This window comes from Pseudomonas saudiphocaensis, from assembly GCF_000756775.1.
GTDB classification, from domain to species: Bacteria; Pseudomonadota; Gammaproteobacteria; order Pseudomonadales; family Pseudomonadaceae; genus Stutzerimonas; species Stutzerimonas saudiphocaensis.
This window is the reverse complement of record NZ_CCSF01000001.1, coordinates 231,593-249,828: the sequence shown is the minus strand read 5'-3', so window position 1 is coordinate 249,828 and position 18,236 is coordinate 231,593. Positions and strand designations below refer to the sequence as shown.

At 58.9% G+C, this 18,236-nt stretch carries 19 protein-coding genes; 1 reads left to right on the top strand and 18 read right to left on the bottom strand.

The annotated features are described in order from the left end of the window. Positions 1–37: 37 nt before the first annotated feature. On the top strand, positions 38–2,170 hold the full coding sequence (locus BN1079_RS01290) for a carboxy terminal-processing peptidase (protein ID WP_052114399.1): 2,133 nt from the start codon (positions 38–40) through the stop codon (positions 2,168–2,170). A 310-nt stretch (positions 2,171–2,480) separates the two neighbouring features. Here the strand turns inward: BN1079_RS01290 and BN1079_RS01285 are convergent, their stop codons facing one another. The 18 genes from BN1079_RS01285 to BN1079_RS01200 form a co-directional block, all read right to left on the bottom strand. Then, positions 2,481–2,948, bottom strand: a complete 468-nt coding sequence (locus BN1079_RS01285) for an SEL1-like repeat protein (RefSeq protein ID WP_037021742.1) — start codon at positions 2,946–2,948, stop codon at positions 2,481–2,483. Beyond that, positions 2,948–3,343 carry a hypothetical protein gene (locus BN1079_RS01280; RefSeq protein WP_052114398.1) on the bottom strand — a complete coding sequence of 132 codons (396 nt, stop codon included), beginning with the start codon at positions 3,341–3,343 and terminating at the stop codon, positions 2,948–2,950. The genes BN1079_RS01285 and BN1079_RS01280 overlap by 1 nt, the downstream gene beginning before the upstream one ends. Further along, a complete protein-coding gene (locus tag BN1079_RS01275) occupies positions 3,325–3,648 on the bottom strand; it encodes a helix-turn-helix transcriptional regulator (RefSeq protein ID WP_037021740.1) in 324 nt (107 codons plus the stop codon). The genes BN1079_RS01280 and BN1079_RS01275 overlap by 19 nt, the downstream gene beginning before the upstream one ends. A gap of 175 nt (positions 3,649–3,823) precedes the next feature. Next, positions 3,824–4,261, bottom strand: a complete 438-nt coding sequence (locus BN1079_RS01270) for a YkvA family protein (protein WP_037021739.1) — start codon at positions 4,259–4,261, stop codon at positions 3,824–3,826. A gap of 445 nt (positions 4,262–4,706) precedes the next feature. Further along, positions 4,707–5,015: a ComEA family DNA-binding protein gene (locus tag BN1079_RS01265; RefSeq protein ID WP_037021737.1), complete on the bottom strand. Its 309-nt coding sequence runs from the start codon at positions 5,013–5,015 to the stop codon at positions 4,707–4,709. 128 nt (positions 5,016–5,143) lie between these two features. Next, positions 5,144–6,370, bottom strand: a complete 1,227-nt coding sequence (gene flgL, locus BN1079_RS01260) for a flagellar hook-associated protein FlgL (protein ID WP_037021735.1) — start codon at positions 6,368–6,370, stop codon at positions 5,144–5,146. Positions 6,371–6,381: 11 nt separating this feature from the next. Next, positions 6,382–8,424, bottom strand: coding sequence for a flagellar hook-associated protein FlgK (gene flgK / locus BN1079_RS01255; protein WP_037021734.1), 2,043 nt, complete (start codon positions 8,422–8,424; stop codon positions 6,382–6,384). A gap of 3 nt (positions 8,425–8,427) precedes the next feature. Continuing rightward, on the bottom strand, positions 8,428–9,612 hold the full coding sequence (gene flgJ, locus BN1079_RS01250; RefSeq protein ID WP_037021733.1) for a flagellar assembly peptidoglycan hydrolase FlgJ: 1,185 nt from the start codon (positions 9,610–9,612) through the stop codon (positions 8,428–8,430). 10 nt (positions 9,613–9,622) lie between these two features. After that, positions 9,623–10,723 carry a flagellar basal body P-ring protein FlgI gene (locus tag BN1079_RS01245; protein WP_037021732.1) on the bottom strand — a complete coding sequence of 367 codons (1,101 nt, stop codon included), beginning with the start codon at positions 10,721–10,723 and terminating at the stop codon, positions 9,623–9,625. 11 nt (positions 10,724–10,734) lie between these two features. After that, positions 10,735–11,445: a flagellar basal body L-ring protein FlgH gene (gene flgH / locus BN1079_RS01240; protein WP_037021731.1), complete on the bottom strand. Its 711-nt coding sequence runs from the start codon at positions 11,443–11,445 to the stop codon at positions 10,735–10,737. A 77-nt stretch (positions 11,446–11,522) separates the two neighbouring features. After that, the gene (gene flgG / locus BN1079_RS01235) at positions 11,523–12,308 is read right to left on the bottom strand and encodes a flagellar basal-body rod protein FlgG (RefSeq protein WP_037021730.1); all 786 of its coding nucleotides are present in this window, start codon (positions 12,306–12,308) and stop codon (positions 11,523–11,525) included. Positions 12,309–12,353: 45 nt separating this feature from the next. Then, a complete protein-coding gene (gene flgF, locus BN1079_RS01230) occupies positions 12,354–13,094 on the bottom strand; it encodes a flagellar basal-body rod protein FlgF (protein WP_037021728.1) in 741 nt (246 codons plus the stop codon). Positions 13,095–13,271: 177 nt separating this feature from the next. Then, positions 13,272–14,618: a flagellar hook protein FlgE gene (gene flgE / locus BN1079_RS01225; RefSeq protein WP_037021727.1), complete on the bottom strand. Its 1,347-nt coding sequence runs from the start codon at positions 14,616–14,618 to the stop codon at positions 13,272–13,274. A 56-nt stretch (positions 14,619–14,674) separates the two neighbouring features. After that, entirely contained in the window at positions 14,675–15,310 is a 636-nt protein-coding gene (flgD, locus tag BN1079_RS01220; protein ID WP_408581900.1) for a flagellar hook assembly protein FlgD, read from the bottom strand. Positions 15,311–15,364: 54 nt separating this feature from the next. After that, a complete protein-coding gene (gene flgC / locus BN1079_RS01215; RefSeq protein ID WP_037021725.1) occupies positions 15,365–15,808 on the bottom strand; it encodes a flagellar basal body rod protein FlgC in 444 nt (147 codons plus the stop codon). Positions 15,809–15,822: 14 nt separating this feature from the next. Beyond that, the gene (gene flgB, locus BN1079_RS01210) at positions 15,823–16,227 is read right to left on the bottom strand and encodes a flagellar basal body rod protein FlgB (RefSeq protein ID WP_037021724.1); all 405 of its coding nucleotides are present in this window, start codon (positions 16,225–16,227) and stop codon (positions 15,823–15,825) included. Positions 16,228–16,430: 203 nt separating this feature from the next. Further along, complete coding sequence (cheR, locus tag BN1079_RS01205; RefSeq protein ID WP_037021722.1) at positions 16,431–17,255, bottom strand: protein-glutamate O-methyltransferase CheR; 825 nt, start codon at positions 17,253–17,255, stop codon at positions 16,431–16,433. 39 nt (positions 17,256–17,294) lie between these two features. Next, positions 17,295–18,221 carry a chemotaxis protein CheV gene (locus tag BN1079_RS01200; protein ID WP_037021721.1) on the bottom strand — a complete coding sequence of 309 codons (927 nt, stop codon included), beginning with the start codon at positions 18,219–18,221 and terminating at the stop codon, positions 17,295–17,297. Between the last annotated feature and the right edge of the window lie 15 nt (positions 18,222–18,236).

Sequence of the window (18,236 nt, the reverse complement as noted above, 5' to 3'; positions counted from 1 at the left end):
CCATGATTGCGGCCGGCGCTCTACTTGATGGCCTAATATGCGTTATTACCCAGCCTCTCGTCGCCCCTCCCGCCTCAAAGCTAGCCTGACCGTCGGGATCTTAGCCTTGTTTTTTGGCCTTCAGGCCTCCTCTGCACTGGCCAAGGCCGGCAATGTCACCAGTTGGGACTATCTGCAGCCCGACCGCGACCAGGTGATTGCCAGCCTCAACGTGGTTGAGCTGCTCAAACGACATCATTACAACAAGCCACCGCTCAACGACGCTCGTTCAGCGAAGATCTTCGACAGTTACATCGAGATGCTCGATCCGTCGCGCAGCTACTTCACTGCCGGCGACCTGGCCAAATTCGAAGCCTCGCGCCATGACTTCGACAACTACCTGAAGAATGGCAACCTCGAGCCGGGATTTGCCATCTACAGGCTGCACCTGGAGCGCTTGCAAGGCCGCCTGCAATACGCCCTTGGCCTGCTGGAAAAAGGCGTTGACCACTTCAACTTCACCATTGACGAGGAACTCCTCGTCGATCGCAAGAACGCCGCCTGGGCGAAGGATTTGGCAGAGCTGGACGACCTCTGGCGCAAACGCGTCAAGGACGAAGTCCTACGTCTGAAGATTGCCGGCAAGGATTCCAAAGACATCCAAGAGCTGCTCACCAAACGTTACAAAAACCAGCTGTCGCGGCTGGATCAGACTCGCAGCGAGGATGTATTCCAAACCTATATCAACGCCTTCGCACAATCCTACGACCCCCATACTCAGTACCTGTCGCCGGATAACGCGGAAAACTTCGATATCAACATGAGCCTCTCCCTGGAGGGCATCGGCGCCGTCCTGCAGAGCGATAACGAGCACGTCAAGGTCGTACGCCTGGTTCCGGCCGGCCCTGCCGAGAAGAGCAAGCAGATCGCCCCCGCCGACAGGATCATTGGCGTTGCCCAGAGCGATGAAGAAATGGTGGATGTGATCGGCTGGCGACTCGATGAAGTGGTCAAGCTGATTCGCGGCCCCAAGGGTTCGGTTGTTCGCCTGGAAGTGATCCCCGCGAGCAACGCGCCGAATGACCAGACCAGCAAGGTCGTCGCCATCACGCGCGAAGCCGTAAAACTCGAAGAACAAGCCGCCAAGAAGTCGATCCTCAACCTCCAGCATGAAGGGCGAGACTACAAACTTGGCGTCATCGAAATCCCGGCCTTTTATCTTGACTTCAAGGCGCTGCGTTCCGGCGACAAGAACTACAAGAGCACCACCCGTGACGTGAAGAAGCTGCTGACCGAACTGCAGCAGGAAAAGGTTGACGGTGTGGTGATCGACCTGCGCAACAACGGCGGTGGATCACTGCAGGAAGCCACCGAACTGACCGGCCTGTTCATCGAGCAAGGACCAACCGTGCTGGTACGCAATAGCGACGGCCGTGTAGATATCCTCGCCGACGAGCAGCCAGGCGCCTTCTACAAGGGCCCGCTCGCCGTGCTGGTGAATCGTTTGTCCGCCTCGGCTTCGGAGATCTTCGCCGGCGCGATGCAGGATTACCATCGGGCGCTGATTCTCGGCGGCCAAACATTCGGCAAGGGCACAGTACAGACCGTTCAGCCGCTCAATCACGGCGAGCTGAAACTGACGCTTGCCAAGTTCTATCGGGTTTCGGGGCAGAGCACGCAGCACCAGGGCGTGATTCCGGACATCTCCTACCCGGCTGAGGTCGACACCAGCGAAATCGGCGAAAGCGCCCTGCCCGAAGCCCTCCCGTGGGACAGCATTCGGGCCGTGCACAGCGAAGAAATGAATCCGTTCACGCCATTCCTTGCTGAGCTTAAAGCCCGCCACGAAACACGGACTGGAGAGAACCCCGACTTCGTCTTTACCCGCAATCGGCTGGCCCTTGCGCAGGAGCTGAGCCATGAAACCACGGTCAGCCTTAACGAAGAAAAACGTCGGGCGCAGCAGGAAAGCATCGAGAAGCGTCAGCTGATGCTGGAAAACGCTTTGCGCGAGGCGAAGGGTGAGGAGCCGTTGGCGAAGCTGGAACGCCAAGACGAAGCGGCGCCCCATGGCGAAGACAAGAAAGGTAAGCCTGAAGACGATGCTTATCTTGCAGAAAGCGGCAGAATCCTGCTCGACTGGCTGGGCCTAAACGAGGCCGTAGCCAAGAACAGCCTACCGAAAGACTAAGCACCTGCTCGTCGAAAAGACTACATCGTGGATTGAAGTGAAGAGCCGCTCAGCGGCTCTTCACTTTTCAGTCACTCGGTTCCGATAGATTTCGTGATTTCTCGAAACCGGCAACCGCAGTCCGGGACGGCTAACCGATGTACCAAAGCTGAAAACTCATCAGGCGCAGGCGTCAGGCAATGCGCCTACATGGCAGCGTCCGATTTTTTGCGTGAAGTCGCCAAACCCATATCTGAGTTGGCAGGCCCACTCGCCTCTACCAAGTGCTTCGGTAATCGAACGCCCGATCTCAATAGGTAGAACAGCGATATCACAGTCCAAGGTTTGAAGCCCTGGTCTTGTAATGCTCGGCCTGCTGCTTGTCGGATTCCAGTCCATGGCCGCCTGCGGTGTATAGCTGTGCCAGGCGAGTGGCGGCCAGTGGATGGCCGGACTCAACCGCCCGCTTCCACCAGTACGCGGCCTGGACCCCGTCAGGACCGTGGCTTGCGTCCTCACTGAGGCTGACGACGCCCATTTGATAGGCTGCCTTGGCATCGCCAGCCTCGGCTGCCAGACGTAGCAGGCGTATACCCTCTTTCTTTGCTCCATAACCCTGGCCACGAAAAAGCAGAATATGGCCATAAAAGCTCTGCGCCTTCGTATTGCCAATACTGGCCATGCGGGCAAACTGTCCTTCCATCCAGCGCCACAGTTTTGGCTGCTGCACAGCCCAGCGTGAGCCCATCATTTTGCGTGCAATCCAGTAGCCCACACGGGCTCGAACCTTGAGCAGCATTACGGCGCCTCCGGGTAGTCGAATTCAAACACTCGCGCTACTTCTCCAGCATGCCAAGAGGCCGCAGCCGTGCCATCTGCGGGGCCGCAGAAGCGCCCCAGGCGTGCTGCACACTCGAAGAAGCCTGTTCGGGGCAAACGGCTGGCGCTCTGGCTGATCACCAGCACGCTGCGCAGCGGTCGGTCGGCCCGAGCGTCCAGCATTGCCAGATGCTCTAGCGCAGCAGCCAGGGTCTGCATCGCGGGAGCAGGCAACTGAAGTCGTTCGAGCAAAGAGCGGTAGGTCACCAGATGACGCTGCAGCCGGGCGTCATTCAGCTCTTCAAGCAGCGCATCCCAGTGAGGTCGGCTGATGCGAATCGGCGCAGTAGCGTCGTTCACGCGTCCGGACTCCATTGCGCAATCTCCAGAGCGCGTGCCAGCGCACGCCGTATAGGGTCACCCGGGTCGCGCTCGCCCTGCTCGATCAGAGCCAGGTATACCGGGCTGATACCAACTGAGCGCGCCAGAGCCTCTTGGCTCATGCCCTTCGCTTCCCGCAGGGCCGACAACTCCGAGAACCTGGGCAAAGCAGCCGGAGCGGGCTTATCAATGATTTCTTCAGACGGCTGGCCGAGAGCCTTCAGCAGAGCCTGATAATCGGCCCAGGCCAATACCGCGTACTCAGGCTTGCCATCGCGCATGATGGTTTGAATATTCATCGACTACCTACCTACTGCTGACTTTGTAGAAGCCGAATCTTAACAGCCCGAGGGGGCTTTTTTAGCCAAAGCGTCCACAGGTCGAATCAAAGCAAAACGACGTTCGCGCTTTTTTAAGGCCATTTGACGCAGAAAAGGATTAATACCTGACTTTTTACGACAATTGTTGTTTCCCCTATTCCGCCTTGGGCTCATCGGCAGCCGGAAGGCGTTTCAAATCTTCACGTACCTCTGTGGATTGGCTGTCTCGCCAAACGCGAAAGGCCTCCAGTTCAACAGACCACTTGCGCATCACCCATCCGAGCACGGCCAGATCATCAAGAAAGCCAAGGCCAGGGATCCAGTCAGGTACGGCATCCAACGGTGCAAGAAAATATAAAAGGCCTGCCACCACTGCGACCAAAGCCGAGGTACTCACTGCCCGGTAGTCGCCTCGCCACCAAGCTACACACAGTGCCTGAAGCAACGCGAGATCGCTGCGCAGCTCCTTAAGCACTCCACCGCGAGACGAACTCTTGCGCGCTACGGCAATAAGCACCGCAGGCAGCCTGCCTCGGGCCAGAACCTTCTGCGCCATCGGTAGATATTTGATCAATCGCCAGGGTACTTTCATCGCTTCACCTCCAGAGCCAACCCGCCGACGCCCGTCCTGTTTGGCTTGTAGCCGCTTATCCACAAAACCTGTGGATAACACTGTGAACAGATTATGGATGACCGCCCCAAACGCCCGCCTGATGCGGGTTCCAATCAGATCGACGAGTTTTTGCTCAATCCTAAAAACTCCTTATAAATCAATAAGTTATTCCATTCATTGAAAAATCTGATAGCAGATTCAACGAACGAAGAGGCGTGCTATCAGGAATGTGCATAACCATACATGTCAATGCTTTTTTAATGTTCTTTACCAGCCTTGGGACTGGACAAAGATGCTCACAGTCCTGCAGGAGACCATGCTGTTTACCCTGACGTTCACGCCTCGACTGCACCGCTTCGCACTGGCTGACACAAACAAAAAAGCCGGTCGACTGGACCGGCTTCAGAACGACAGGGTTATGTAATCAGTTCAGGCTGAGTTTGGCCCGGTTTTTATCCAGGATTGACGTGCCAATACCCTTGACCTCGAGTAGCTCATCAACGGAGCTGAACGGGCCATGTGCTTCGCGGTACTCGATGATGGCTTGGGCTTTTGCCGCACCAATTCCTTTGAGTTCGCGAACCAGGGTTTCGGCGTCGGCTGTATTGAGGTTCACTGGGGCAGTTGCTGCCATCGCAACGGGGGCTTCGGCAGGCTTGCTAGCTGCATGGCCAACGACGGAGAAACCGGTAAGCAGAGCCAGCAATGTTGCATAGATAAATGACTTGGTCATGTTCAGGTCCTTGTGATGTCGGAATGATCCGGCGCGCTACTCCATGCGCCGACGACCACTCTAAGAGGCAACAACTACAAGTCAAACAAGGCCGGTCTGTTTTGTGACAGGGTCGCCCAGCTTGCCTGTCACATTCTATTGAACAAATTCAGCCCGCTTATTTTTATATAACTCTGCTGAGCCGCTTCGAGAATAATCGTCTGGAAGGAAAGCCGCGACAGCGCTTCGGCGTAATCCAGCTCACGCAGTTCGGCCTGTACCGACTTGTTGACCAGCGCCACGTCTTCGTTGTCGGTCAGGGTGGTTTCGATCACGTTCAGCCGCGCACCGATATTGCCGCGCGCGGCATCCACGCTGACCATGCCGTGATCGAGGTTGGTCACACTCACGGCAACGGCATCGCGGATGTCGGTGTTGCTGGAGGTCGAGTCTTCGAGCGTCATGCGCAGGTTGGCGATGGTGCCCAGGATGCCTTGTTTCTCTTCTGCTGGAACTTTCGCCTGCACAATAACTTCAGAACCCAATGGCGGCTGCCCACCGACAAACAATGTCACGCCACCGAACACCAGTTGGTCATCGGTCTCTGGGTCGTTGTCGAGACTGCCTTGCCCAAGCGAGACCTCCGGGGAGCCATCCCTCGGCGTTGCAAAGACCTCGAAACTGCCCTCCGTCGCAGCGTCAAACACGACACGGATTTCGCTGTAATTAGCGAAGGCGACTTCGTCACTCACCAACGGCTGCGAAACTGGAAAGCCGAGGGCCGCCGCGCCATCCACTTCAAGGCGACCAGCATTGACAACATTTTCAAAAATACTCTTGCCGCTATCGCTGATGGCGATATTCAGCGAGCTGGCGATCTGCAGTTTGCGTTGGCCCTCGTCGCCCTGGTAGCTGTAGCTGCCGTCAGGACCGCGCACGAAAGGCTGGGTCTTGCCCTGGAAGCCGGAAAAAAGGTATTCGCCACGCGCATTGCGGGTATTCATCAGCGACAGGAGTTCGTCTTCGCGCTCACGCAGCTCGGCAGCGATGGATTGGCGATCCTGCGGATCGAGAGAGCCGTTGCCGGCCCTCAGAGCCAGTTCGCGCACGCGATGCAATACGGTATTGACGGAGTTGAGGGTGACTTCTTCCTGGGTCAGACTGTTGTTCGCCGCCGTCAGGTTGGACTTGTACTGGCTGAGCACATTTTGCTGCTGTTCGAGCTGCAGCAGCCGCACCGAGGCAACGGGGTCGTCCGCCGGGGTCAGGATCCGGTTGCCGGTGCTGATCTGTTCCTGGGTGCGGGTCGCGTTGGCGTAGTTGCGCTGCAGCCCGGCGACGCCGTTGTTGAATGCTTGCAAGGAGGAAATGCGCATGGTCGGGCCTATTAGCGGAAGGTGCTGATCAATGTATCGAACATCGAGCGCGCAACTTGAATGATCTGTGCCGAGGCGTTGTAGTACTGCTCGAACTTGATCAGGTTGGCGGCTTCTTCGTCGAGGTTCACCGCCGACAGCGAGTCGCGGTTGTCCTGGGCCTGCTTGAGGATCGCGCCGGTGGCATCGCTGTCCATCCGCGCCTGGGCGGTCAGGGTGCCGACACGCTCGACCAGCTCGCCATAGCCGTCGGTGAGGCTGAAGCCTGAACCCACGACGGTGTTGTCCACGCCAACCGTCTGCTTGGTCTGCAGATCGACCAGCTTCAGCGCGTTGCGGTTGTCGGAAACGCCGCTCTGGTTGTACTCCAGCGTGAACGTATCACCTGCGGCGGGACGCCCGCTGAAGGTTTGCGAAACATCGACGGTACTGCCACCAAACTCAAGGGTGTAGCTGAGCGTATTGCTCTGCCCCGGCGTGATGCTCAGCGTCGCCGGCGAAACGGTGACCCCGGCGGGCGCTGTCAGGGTGAACGTACCCGTGGTCGCTGGTGCCACAGGCGCGGCGTAGCTCAGGGACAGGGGCGACATGCCCTTCAGATCCGCCGGGACCAAGGGGTCCTGCACGTTATCGATGGAAGGCTGGCCGATCACGCCATTGCCCGCATTCTGCAGCTCTGCCTGCGCGCGCAAGGGCGCGGCAAAGGCCAGTTGATCCGCCTGATCCAGAACTGCGGAAATATCCGTGGCGCCGCGACGGGTGGGCTGCAGGATAAAGTTGTCGCCATCCACTGGCGTTCCGCTGATGCGGACGGTGAAGCCCTGGTCGCGACCGTTGGCATCGGCAAAGGTCAGGTGCGCCGGCGGCCCGGCATTCGGCGTCACCGTGATGGGCGCACCGTCACTCAGGCGCCTGGCCCGGTACTGGGTGCCGTCGTACTCCAGGCGGTAGTCGCTGGTGGTGAGCAGGCTGGTATCGCTGATATCCAGGGCGGCATCGGCGGGGGTCGCCGTATTCAGCGAGGGGTTGTCGCTGAAGGCCCTGGCCCGCAGATCCGCCAGCGCGGGGTCGTTGAAATTGCCAAACAGCGCCGAGCCCACCTGGCCCTTCAGGTCCAGGCCCTGCCCCAGTTGTGTATTGACCTGGTCGCTGACCACCAGCGCCAGCCGGCCCAGCGAGTTCAGGGTGGTATCCAGCACTTCTTCGCGGTAACGAATCAACCCGCCCAGCTCACCGCCGGTGATCTGCGTGGTGATGGTCTGCCGCGAGCCGCCGCTGACGAACTGTACTTCGTGGCGATTGGGATCGCCCAGCCCCGGCACCACTTCCAGGCGCGACACGCTGCTGCCCACCACCAGCGGCTGGCCGCTGCCGACGAAGAGGTTAAAGCTGCTGTCATCCTGCGGTACCACGGTGACGCCAATGTACTTCGACAGCTCGCGCACCGCTTCATCGCGGGCATCGAGCAGGTCGTTGGGTTGCTGGCCATTGGCTGCGGCGATGGCAATGGAATCGTTCAGGCGACCGATGTTGCCCGCCAGGCGATTGACCTGGTCGGTCACGGCGGTCATCTGCTTGTTGACGAAGCTGTTCTGCTCGGTCAGACGGTCGTACACGGTGTTGAAACGCCGCGCCAGGCCTTCGGACTCGGCCAGTACCAGCTGCCGCGCCGGGATGTTGGCCGGGTCTTCGGCGGCCGTCTGCAAGGCGGAGAAGAAGCTCTGCAGCGATGGCGTAATACCCGTGGTGCTGCCCGCCAGCAGGGAATCGAGCTGGCTGATCTGGCTTTTATAGGCCTCGACATCGCTGTTGAGCGCGGTGCTGCTGCGCAGCTGGGTGGTGAGGAATTCGCTGTAGGTGCGGCGAATGTCCACCAGGGTCGTGCCCGAGCCGATATAGCCGGCGCCGCTGAACTGCGGATGGCGGGTCGCCTGGGTCGCATCCTGGCGGCTGTAGCCCGGCGTGTTGACGTTGCTGATGTTGTGGCCGGTGATGGACAGCTGGGTCTTGCTCGCGGCCAGGCCGGACAGGCCAATACTCAGTAGGTCAGACATGTTTTAGCCTCTGGTCCTCATAGCGGACGTCGTGCTTGCGTCGGCGATGGTTTGATAGGTCTGCACCTTGCGCGCGATCTGGTTGATCTTGCGCGCGTATTGCGGGTCGGTTGCGTATCCGGCCCGCTGCAATTCATTGACGAAGCGTTCAGAGTCGCCGGAGGTGCTCGCCACCTGAATAGCCTTCTGGTAGCGGCCGTTGCTCTCCAGCAGCCTCACGTAATCATTGAAGCTCTGCTCGAAGGAATCGTAGGCGCGGAAACCCGCCCTCTCACGAGTGGCTTTGCCGTTGACGTATTCGGTAGTCATCACGGTCGCCGACGCACCCTGCCAGCCGGTGGCCTTGATGCCGAACAGGTTGTGGCTGTTGCTGCCGTCCTTCTGACGGATCATGGACTTGCCCCAACCAGTCTCCAGCGCGGCCTGAGCCACCAGGAAACGTGGCTCAACCCCAAGTCGCGCTGCAGCCTTTTCGGCCATCGGCAGCATGGTGGCGATAAATTCTGCGGGTGAGTCGAAACGGGTCTTGCTTGGAGAGTTGGCTGCCGTTGCGTCGATCCCATTAACGATCAGTGGCTTGTCCTGTGGCGCTGCAAAGGCCGTGGCTGGCTGCCAATCGATATTGACCAGCGGCTGCGGCTTGCCCGGCTGCGAACTATCCGGGCTACTGTTCACGACCTCGGCTGGAGCCGTAGCGGCTACTGCAAGCTTGCCCGGCAAAGCCAGTCGTCGCTGGTTGAGCAGCCGGGAGTCATCTCGAGCAGGCTCTGTGACGGCGGCGTTCGGATTGCTCGCCCATTTGGCGCCTGTGGTTTGTGCCACCTGAGCGAACGGGTTGGGCTTTTCTGCCGAAGCTTCCCGCTTGCTCAGTTGGCGCATCAGTACATCGGCCAGCCCGATTCCGCCCCCGTCTCTGGCCAGAGTGACCGAAAGCTGCTGGTCATGCATGTCCTGATACTGCTTGCTGGCCTGGCTGTTAAACGGATTATCCTGGGACAGCACCTCAGTGGCCGACCGCATGGACTTGAGCATTTCGTTGAGAAACAGCGACTCGAACTCCTGCGCCACCTTGCGCACGTTCTGTTCGCTGTCGCGATCCCTGCCCACCTTGAGCTGGTTCAGGCGATTCAGGTCCGAGTAGCTGCCACTGTCGAGCGTGCGCCGGCCGAGTCCCAGTCGATTTTCCATAACCTCGTCCTTAGATCACGATCAGGTCGGCTTGCAAGGCACCCGCCTGCTTGAGCGCTTCGAGAATGGCCATCAGGTCACCGGGCGCAGCGCCCACCTGGTTCACCGCCCGCACGATTTCGTCCAGGGTGGTGCCGGGGCCGAACTTGAACATCGGCTTGGCTTCCTGCTCGGCCTGCACCCGGGAGTTGGGTACGACCACCGTTTGCCCATCCGAAAAGGAATTGGGCTGACTGACCTGCGGATCTTCGGAGATGGTCACGGTGAGGCTGCCATGGGTGACCGCCGCCGGCTGCACCCGTACGTTCTGGCCGATGACGATGGTACCGGTGCGCGAATTGATGATGACCTTGGCCACAGCCTGGCCGACATCGACCTCGAGGTTTTCCAGAATCGACAGATAGTCCACCCGCTGGCTGGGATCCAACGGCGCGCTGACGCTGATCGAACCGCCGTCAAGCGCCTGGGCGACGCCCGGGCCGAGCAGGTCATTGATCTGATCAACGATATTCTTTGCCGTAGTGAAGTCAGGCCGGTTGAGATTCAACGTCAGGGTGTTGCCCTGGTTGAAGGCCGTCGGCACGGGGCGCTCGACGGTGGCGCCACCAGGGATGCGACCGGCCGAAGGCGAGTTGACGGTGATCCGCGAGCCATCGGCACCACCGGCATCAAAACCGCCAACCACCAGGTTGCCCTGGGCGATGGCATAGACGTTGCCGTCGATTCCCTTCAGCGGCGACATCAGCAGACTGCCGCCGCGCAGGCTCTTGGCGTTGCCAATCGAGGAAACGGTGATGTCGATAGTCTGCCCAGGCTTGGCGAACGGCGGCAGCTCGGCATGGATGGAAACCGCTGCAACGTTCTTCAACTGCACGTTGCCCCCCGGCGGCACCTTGATGCCGAACTGCGCCAGCATGTTGTTGAAGGTCTGCACCGTGAACGGCGTTTGCGTGGTCTGGTCACCGCTGCCGTTGAGGCCGACTACCAGGCCATAGCCCACCAACTGGTTGCTACGCACGCCCTGGATGGTGGCGATGTCCTTGAGGCGCTCGGCGTAGGCCGAAGTACCGAGGGCCAGCAAGCCGAGAAGCAGCATGACATTCCTGAACATGACGTCTTTCCTCAGAATGGCCACAGCGGGCTGACGAAGAAGCGGCTCAGCCAACCCGGCTGGCTCGCATCGGCGAAGGCGCCAGTGCCGGAATAGGTGATGCGCGCATCGGCCACACGCATGGACGACACGGTGTTATCCGTCGCGATATCGTCAGCCCGCACCAGGCCAGCGATACGTACCAGCTCGTCGCCCGTGTTGAGTGTCAGCCACTTCTCACCGCGAATGGCCAGGATGCCGTTGGGCAGCACTTCGGAGACGGTAACGGTGATCGAGCCGGACAGGCTGTTGCTCTGCCCTGCCTGACCGGCGCCACTGGTCGAGCTGGAACTGCCGAATTCGGTATCGAGCGAAAGCGGGCCGCCGTTTCGCAGCAGTCCGGCTGCCGGGTTATTCAGGCTAACCGCATTGCCCAGCAGCGAGGTCAGCCCCATCTCCGTATTGCTGTCCTTGGAGATCTTGGAGCTGGCGTTCTTGCTGGCCTGGGTGCGCTCGTTGAGCGTGATGGTAATGATGTCCCCGACGCGGAACGCCTTGCGATCATCAAACAGGCTGGTTTCGAAGCCGGCCTGGTAGATGGCGCCATTGTTCTGCGCCGCTGGCAGCGGCGTGCGCGGCAGCACCGGAGCGTAATAGGGATCGTCAGGCTTGGGCGCAGGCGCGACGCAACCGCTCAGCACAACCACCGAAACCAGCGAGAAAGCAATCAATACGCGACTCATGGAACACCTCAGCCCAGCCAGGGCTATTGAAACAGCGGCAGACGCCGCAGCCGCCTGCCTACAACAGCCAGCGCCCGTCAGAGCTGCTGGGTGACGAACGACAGCATCTGGTCGGCGGTGGAAATCACCTTGGAGTTCATTTCGTAGGCACGCTGAGTGGTGATCATGTTCACCAGCTCCTCAACGACGCTGACGTTGGAGTTTTCCAGAGTGTTCTGCAGCACGGTGCCCAGGCCGTTGAGTCCAGGCGTGCTGACCTGCGGCGCACCGCTGGCAGCGGTTTCCAGGAACAGGTTGCTACCCATGGCCTGCAAGCCGGCGGGATTGATGAAGTCAGCGGTCTGCAGGTTGCCGATGATTTGCGGCGCCGGGTTGCCAAGGGTGGTGACCGACACGGTGCCGTCCTCACCGACGGTGAAGGTCTGGGTCTCCGGCGGCACGACGATGGCCGGTTCCAGGGCATAACCGTTGGAGGTCACCACCTGGCCGTCGGCGTTGAGGTGAAAGCTGCCGTCGCGTGTGTAGGAAACCGTGCCATCGGGCAGCAGCACCTGGAAAAAGCCGCGGCCGTTTATGGCCATGTCCAGCGGCTGCTCAGTGGTTTGCAGGCTGCCGGCGGTGAATTGCTTCTGAGTGCCGACGATGCGCACACCGGTGCCCAGCTGAAGACCGGAAGGAAGCTCGCTGTCCTGCGTGGATTGGCCGCCTGGCTGACGACGGATTTGATAGAGCAGATCCTGAAACTCGGCACGGTCCTTCTTGAACCCAGTGGTAGAAACGTTGGCCAGGTTGTTGGAAATGGTGGTCAGGTTCATATCCTGTGCGGACAGACCTGTCTTGCTCACCCAAAGTGCTGGAAGCATATTCTTCTCCTCATGCGCCGGTATCCGGGCGCTACGCGCTATTTACTAGCTGATCTGCAATACTCGGGCCGCAGCAGCGCCATCTTCTTCGGCGGTGCGCATCATCTTTACGTGCAACTCGAACTGTCGCGCCAACGCCAGCATCGATGTCATCTCAGCTACCGCATTGACGTTGCTGGCCTCGAGAAAGCCAGAGGTCACGCGCACTGCCGCATCGGCCTCCAGAGGCTGGCCGTCCTTCATGCGAATCATGCCGTCGGTTCCCTTCTCCAGTTGCTGCGGATCGGGGTTGACCAACTTGAGCCGGTCGACCGTCACCACCACATTGGGGTCTTCGCCAAGGGCACGAATGCTGATTGAGCCATCGTGACCGATCTCGATTTTCTCTTCCGGCGGGATGGCAATCGGCCCGGCGTTGCCGAGTACCGGCAAACCATCGCCGGTGCGCAACATGCCCAGGGTGTCGATATTGAGGCTGCCGGTACGCACGTAAGCCTCACTGCCGTCAGGCGCCTGTACAGCGATCCAGCCATCCCCCTCTACGGCAACATCCAGATCCCGCCCGGTTTCCTGCAACGAGCCAGACGTGAAATCCGTGCCTGGCCGTTCAGTCATGGCATAAACACGCGCCGGAAAACTGTCGCCGAACACCTGCATTGAGCGGGCCTGCTCGAAATCACGGCGAAAACCGGTGGTGGACAGGTTGGCCAGGTTGTTGGCATGAGCCTGCTGCGCGCGCGCGTTCTGGCTGGCGCCGGTCATGGCCACATAGAGCATCTTGTCCATCGATACCTCCAAGACGCGGGCTTGACGCCCGGGCTGCTAGTAGCGTCAGAAAATGCAAGCAGCGTGCCACGTCACCATAGATGAGATATCTGCTTGATTCTGAAAGCTTTAATACGCAAAAGGCCCCTAACGGGGCCTTTTGCCTGGAAACCATGGCGGAATATTGCCGCCGGTGCGTTACCGCAGGTTGATCAGGGTCTGGGTCACCGCACTCTCGGTCTCGATGGTCTTGGCGTTCGCCTGGTAGTTACGCTGCGCCACGATCAGGTTGACCAATTGGTCGGAAAGCTCGACGTTGGAGTCTTCCAGCGCACCGGACTGCAAGGCGCCCAGCGTACTCGAGCGAGGAGTGCCGATAACCGGCTCCCCGGACGCGAAGGATTGAGTCCAGGCTGTTTTCCCCGAGGGAGTCAGCCCCTGGACATTAGCAAAGTTGGCCAACAACACTTGCCCCTGCACCTTGGATTGACCATTGGTATAGCGCGCAAAGACCATGCCCGAATCGTCAATCTCCAGACCAGCCAGCAACCCGGTGGTGTAGCCATCCTGACTCAAGCTGTTCACTCCAAAGGAACTGGCGTACTGCGAAGAACCGCGCATGTCGAAAACGATCGCCGAGTTCTCTGCTCCATTGGCCACCATGGTGCCCGGCACAGCCGGATTCGGCTCGGCCGGCGTCCAGTCTGCAGCACCAAAGCTTATCGTGCCGTTTTCACCCGTAACGGCAGGTGCATCCAGGGCCGCGTTGGCTGGGGTAGATGAAATCGCAGTGAATGCCGGATTGGCGAACTGCCCCGCCGGATTGAAGTTCACGTTGTAGCTGAACGGCTGGGTCGATGCAGGATCCCGAGGATTTACCCCATCGATCAGAACATGCATGGTCCATGCATTGGTTGCAGGCGGGGCGCTCTTGACGAAGTACTGCGTCATGACGTGCGGATTGCCCTGCGCATCATAGATATTGGTGGACGTGGAAGAGTTGTAGGACAGCGGATCCTCGGGGTCGAAAACAGCCGCATTGGCTGGGCGCGTCTCAGTAGAGTTGAGGTTGTAGGTCTGCACCACCGAGGAAGTGGCCCTCGGCTCCTGCTGTCCCGACTGAATCCGCAGATCGCTCTGCACTCTGATCAGGTTGCCAGCAGCATCCACTGAATAGCCCTGCAGGCGATTGCCGAAGTTGTTGACAACATAGCCTTCGCGGTCCGTGCCGAAATATCCGGCTCGGGTGTAGCTAATTTCACCGTTGTTGCTGGTGATGAAAAAACCGTTGCCGTTGATCGCAAGATCCAGAGCATTCTGGGTGTAGTTAATGTTGCCCTGACTGAACTGCTGGGACACGTTCGCCAGCAGTACGCCACTGCCCACCGGATTTTTGCCGACGCCCATGCTGGCCGCGTACACATCGGCGAACTCCGCACGAGACTGTTTGAAACCTGCGGTACCAGCGTTAGCAATATTGTTACCGGTGACGTTGAGGTCCTTGCTGGCAGCACGCATGCCGCTAAGGCCAATATTGAACGACATGAAGAGCTCCTTTGCCGGAACTGCCGGCACTTAAAACCGATAGTTGCGGCCGATGGTTATTGGCCGATGACCTGCACTTGGGAAAGTGGAACACTGCCGAGCCCGGCAAGATTGAGCATCAGTTCATTGCCCCCCAGGGTCACGCTGTCGACGTTGGCCGGCAGCAAGGTGTACAGCCCCTTGGTTTCGCCGTCATAAGTGGCCTGGGCCTCGAACTTGTAGGTGCCAGGCGGCACGGTATTGCCGCTGGCATCCTTGCCGTCCCACATGAAGGAAATGCTGCCCGCCTCCTGCTGCCCCATGTTGATCCGGTTGACCACCGATCCGGCCTCGTCATAGATGTTGACGTAGACGTTGCTGCTGCTGACGGGAAGAATCATGCTCGCCTTAAAGGTCTCGCTGGTATCCACCACGGCCTTTTCGGTCGGCACGATTACCTTGCGCCCAACCAGCGAAGACGCCTGCAGCGCCTGGGAAGACTGATAGCCAGAAAGAATGGTCTCCATGCTGGAGTTCAGCTTCTCAACCCCTTCGACCGTACTGAACTGCGCCAGCTGGCCGATGAACTCGCCGTTTTCCTGCGGCTCTAGCGGGTTCTGGTTGTTCAACTGAGCCACCAGCAGTTCAAGAAACTCGTTCTTGCCCAGATCGTTGCTCTTAACCTCTCTGTCCTTGAGCTGATACTGGTCCATTACCGAACCGGTACCGCCGACGCCGCCTGTAATGCTCATGGCAATTTCTCGCTATTACTGACCCAGGGTCAGGACTTTCTGCAACATGGTCTTGGCCGTGTTCATCAACTCGGCGTTGGTCTGGAACGAGCGGCTGGCGGAAATCATGTCAGCCATCTCTTCCACTACATTGACGTTCGGGTAATACACATACCCTTCTTCGTTCGCCGCGGGATGATTGGGCTCGTAACGTGCCTGCAGCTCGCTCTGGTCCTCCACTACGCCCAACACCTGAACACCAGCGCCGGCCTGATCCCGATCGGCGAACAGCGATTCGTTTGGCGCACCGCTGGCCTGCTGCAGCACAGTGGCGAACACCGGATGACGGGCACGGTAGGTCTGGTCGACACTGGAGGACACCGTCTCGGCGTTGGCGATGTTGCTGGAAATGGTATTCAGGCGCGTGCTCTGGGCACTCATGCCGCTACCGGCGATATTGAAAACACTGCTAAGTGACATGGCGCTGCTCCTTGTTATTCGCCGCGCAGGGCGCTCATCAGGCCTTTGAATTTGCTGTTGAGCAGAGTAAAACTCGCCTGGAAATCTATGGCGTTCTCGGCATAGGTCGCCTGCTCCACCTGCATATCAACCGTGTTCTGATCCAGCGCCGCATGCGCCGGAGTGCGAAAACGCAAACCGGGATCGGCAATTTCCAGCCCTTCGGCGGCAATGTGCCGGCTACTGGTCACGGCAACTGCGAAGCCACCTTGATTTTTGTTGGCCTGCTCAGCCAGAACGGCACTGAAATCCAGATCTCGCGCCTTGTAATGGGGCGTATCTGCGTTGGCGATATTGTTGGCCAGCACTTCAGCGCGCTGAGCGCGAAAGCCGAGCGCTTTTTCGTGAATGCCAAGTGCCTTGTCGAAACTGATGCTCATGGTTGGCCCTCTGCGGGTACAAGTCTTACTGGGCTATCACCAGCAAGGGCCGTGCCATCACAACAAAAGGCTGATTTAACAAGGGTTTTTAGTGGGGTAAAAGCCAGGAAGCGTCAAAAGCGGCAAAGCCTTTCCAGTGTTTTGCCGCATTTATCCAGCAAGGCGACATTTTTTTGCCGCTACAGGAGAGAAGAAGTCTGGGCTTATTTGGCTTTATAGATGATGCCCGGGCTGCACTGAACCATCTGATATAGCTCTGGCAGACCGTTGAGCGCCTCGGAGGCCCCGAGGAACAAGTAACCACCCGGCTTCAGAGTGGCGTGAATACGCTTGAGGATGTCCTTCTTCACATCCGCGGAAAAGTAGATCAGCACATTCCGGCAGAACACCACATCGAACTTGCCCAGAACCGCATAGCTATCGAGAAGATTCTGCACCCGGAACTCTACACGACTGCGAATGGCCGGCTTGACGACCCAGCGCCCAGGCGTCTTGACATCGAAATAGCGCTGCAATCGCTCACTCGACAAACCCCGCGCAATGGCCAGACTGTCGTACTCTGCTGCCTTACAGGCTGCAAGCATGGTGGCGGACAACTCGGTCGCGACGATCTGCACCGAAGGCTTGGGCTGGCCAGGATTGCTGCGCTCATACTCATCGACAGTCATCGACAACGAATAGGGCTCTTGCCCAGACGAGCAGGCAGCCGACCAGATGCGCAGCCGCTGCCCCGGCGCGGACTTAAGCAACTCGGGAAGTACGCGGCTTTTGAGCACCTCGAATGGATAGGTGTCGCGAAACCAAAGTGTTTCGTTGGTCGTCATCGCATCGATGACCTGCTCACGCAACCCCCTGTGGGATTGCCCTTGAATGAGACGAACCAGCTCGCCAAGACTCTTCAGCCCCTGTTGCTCCATCAGCTTGTTGAGCCGACTGGAAACCAGGTACTGCTTGTTGTTACCCAGAAGAATGCCGCAGCTCTTTTCCAGGAACACTCGAAACTGATCGAATTCCAGATCACCTGACACTAATCACGCCTCAACATTCAAAGGGGCACTGCTTCGACATCAACCCGTGGTGCGGATTCGATCAAGCACTCGATTGGCCAGATCATCCGGCTGGAACTTGGCGAGGAAGTCATCCGCCCCGACTCGCTGGACCATGCTCAGGTTGAATACCCCGGAGAGCGAAGTATGCAGCAGAATATGCATATCACCCATAGCCGGATCCTGCCGCACTTCGGTTGTCAGCGTATAACCGTCCATTTCCGGCATCTCGATGTCGGAAATCATCATCATGAACTCCTCGGACGGCTTCTTGCCTTCTGCGATAAGCCCTTTGAGATAGTTCAGCGCCTGGCGGCCGTCGTTTTGCGTGACCACCTCGATACCCAACCCCTGCAAACAACGGACGATCTGCTTGCGCGCCACTGACGAGTCATCGACGATCAGTACGCGACTGGAAGACGTGCGGTCGTGCATCTCTACGCTGCCGACACCAACCGACACCTGTTCGGAGACGGGCGCCACCTCAGCCAGCACCTTTTCAACGTCGATGATCTCGACCATCTGGCCATCTACATGAGTCACAGCCGTCAGGTAATGGTCGGTCCCCACGCCCTGGGGCGGTGGAAGAATATCCTCCCAGTTCATATTGACGATCCGCTCGACCGAGTGAACCAGGAAGCCAAGCACCCTATTGTTGTACTCGACAATGATGGTGAAGCTGTTGGTCAGATCATCCAGCGCCGCTTTGCCTGTCGCCAGCGAGAGATCGAGGATGGAGAGCGTACTGCCTCGGATATTGGCAACACCCCGCACGACCGGACTCGACTTGGGCATCAGCGTCAGCCGTGGGCACTGTAGCACTTCCCTGACCTTGAAGACGTTGATTCCGTAAAGCTGCTTGCCTTCGAGCCTGAACAACAACAATTCAAGGCGGTTTTGCCCTACCAGCTGAGTACGCTGATTAACCGAATCCAATACACCGGCCATGCCAGTTTCCTCTTT

Bases quoted from the DNA above. Each gene is read 5' to 3' on its own strand.
- BN1079_RS01290 (WP_052114399.1), top strand. From the start codon at position 38: ATGCGTTATTACCCAGCCTCTCGTCGCCCCTCCCGCCTCAAAGCTAGC.
- BN1079_RS01285 (WP_037021742.1), bottom strand. From the start codon at position 2,948: ATGCTGCTCAAGGTTCGAGCCCGTGTGGGCTACTGGATTGCACGCAAA.
- BN1079_RS01280 (WP_052114398.1), bottom strand. From the start codon at position 3,343: ATGGAGTCCGGACGCGTGAACGACGCTACTGCGCCGATTCGCATCAGC.
- BN1079_RS01275 (WP_037021740.1), bottom strand. From the start codon at position 3,648: ATGAATATTCAAACCATCATGCGCGATGGCAAGCCTGAGTACGCGGTA.
- BN1079_RS01270 (WP_037021739.1), bottom strand. From the start codon at position 4,261: ATGAAAGTACCCTGGCGATTGATCAAATATCTACCGATGGCGCAGAAG.
- BN1079_RS01265 (WP_037021737.1), bottom strand. From the start codon at position 5,015: ATGACCAAGTCATTTATCTATGCAACATTGCTGGCTCTGCTTACCGGT.
- flgL (WP_037021735.1), bottom strand. From the start codon at position 6,370: ATGCGCATTTCCTCCTTGCAAGCATTCAACAACGGCGTCGCCGGGCTG.
- flgK (WP_037021734.1), bottom strand. From the start codon at position 8,424: ATGTCTGACCTACTGAGTATTGGCCTGTCCGGCCTGGCCGCGAGCAAG.
- flgJ (WP_037021733.1), bottom strand. From the start codon at position 9,612: ATGGAAAATCGACTGGGACTCGGCCGGCGCACGCTCGACAGTGGCAGC.
- BN1079_RS01245 (WP_037021732.1), bottom strand. From the start codon at position 10,723: ATGTTCAGGAATGTCATGCTGCTTCTCGGCTTGCTGGCCCTCGGTACT.
- flgH (WP_037021731.1), bottom strand. From the start codon at position 11,445: ATGAGTCGCGTATTGATTGCTTTCTCGCTGGTTTCGGTGGTTGTGCTG.
- flgG (WP_037021730.1), bottom strand. From the start codon at position 12,308: ATGCTTCCAGCACTTTGGGTGAGCAAGACAGGTCTGTCCGCACAGGAT.
- flgF (WP_037021728.1), bottom strand. From the start codon at position 13,094: ATGGACAAGATGCTCTATGTGGCCATGACCGGCGCCAGCCAGAACGCG.
- flgE (WP_037021727.1), bottom strand. From the start codon at position 14,618: ATGTCGTTCAATATTGGCCTTAGCGGCATGCGTGCTGCCAGCAAGGAC.
- flgD (WP_408581900.1), bottom strand. From the start codon at position 15,310: ATGGACCAGTATCAGCTCAAGGACAGAGAGGTTAAGAGCAACGATCTG.
- flgC (WP_037021725.1), bottom strand. From the start codon at position 15,808: ATGTCACTTAGCAGTGTTTTCAATATCGCCGGTAGCGGCATGAGTGCC.
- flgB (WP_037021724.1), bottom strand. From the start codon at position 16,227: ATGAGCATCAGTTTCGACAAGGCACTTGGCATTCACGAAAAAGCGCTC.
- BN1079_RS01200 (WP_037021721.1), bottom strand. From the start codon at position 18,221: ATGGCCGGTGTATTGGATTCGGTTAATCAGCGTACTCAGCTGGTAGGG.